The sequence below is a fragment of the Bartonella sp. AA18HLJMS genome, from assembly GCF_042197245.1.
Classification (GTDB): Bacteria; Pseudomonadota; Alphaproteobacteria; order Rhizobiales; family Rhizobiaceae; genus Bartonella.
Genome location: NZ_JBHIRP010000095.1, coordinates 1 through 558, shown reverse-complemented (window position 1 = coordinate 558; position 558 = coordinate 1). Strand labels below are relative to the sequence as shown.

2 protein-coding genes are annotated in these 558 nt (G+C 43.7%); both read left to right on the top strand.

The genetic code is table 11. The features are described from left to right. The coding region (locus ACFINW_RS10135; protein ID WP_375674279.1) for a ShlB/FhaC/HecB family hemolysin secretion/activation protein at positions 1–339 on the top strand (339 nt) is incomplete at its 5' end. A gap of 25 nt (positions 340–364) precedes the next feature. Beyond that, positions 365–558: hypothetical protein (locus ACFINW_RS10130; RefSeq protein ID WP_375612704.1), on the top strand; the 194-nt coding region annotated here is incomplete at its 3' end.

The following is a 558-nucleotide window of genomic DNA, read 5'->3' as shown; positions in this document are numbered from 1 at the left end:
GCTTCCAATGTTCGTGGCACGCGTGAGAGTTTGCTTTTTGGCAATAACGGTTTTTTTAGCCGGAATGATTTGTTGCTACGCACCATTCCGTGGAGCAATCACGCGACCTTCAAAAAGGTTTTTGGAGAACTTCGCCCTTATGTTGGTTTGGATTATGGGCGTGTTTTTGCACAACCCTTGTATGGGATTAAGAATGATCAGCTTGCCGGTTGGACAGCAGGTGTCAAGCTTGCGGGAGGCATGGTCTCTCTTGATGCCAGTTATTCCAGTATTTTTTGGAGCACAGTTAAGCACAAAAAATCAGGAACATTTTTTATGACATTAACAATGGAACTTTAAGCATTTTTTATTGGGGAGTTAACGTATGAGATATGAAAAGAGAGCAGAAAGAGCAGCTTTATTAGGTGTTTTAGTCTCCAGTACGATGCTCAAAAAGGTTTTATTTGGGGGACTTGGTTTTTCTTGTTTGTTAGCCCCTTCAGCGTTACAGGCGCAAATTACTGTGGATCCTAACGCGAATGCCGCCCATCGTCCAGATATAGTGGCAGCGCCCAATGG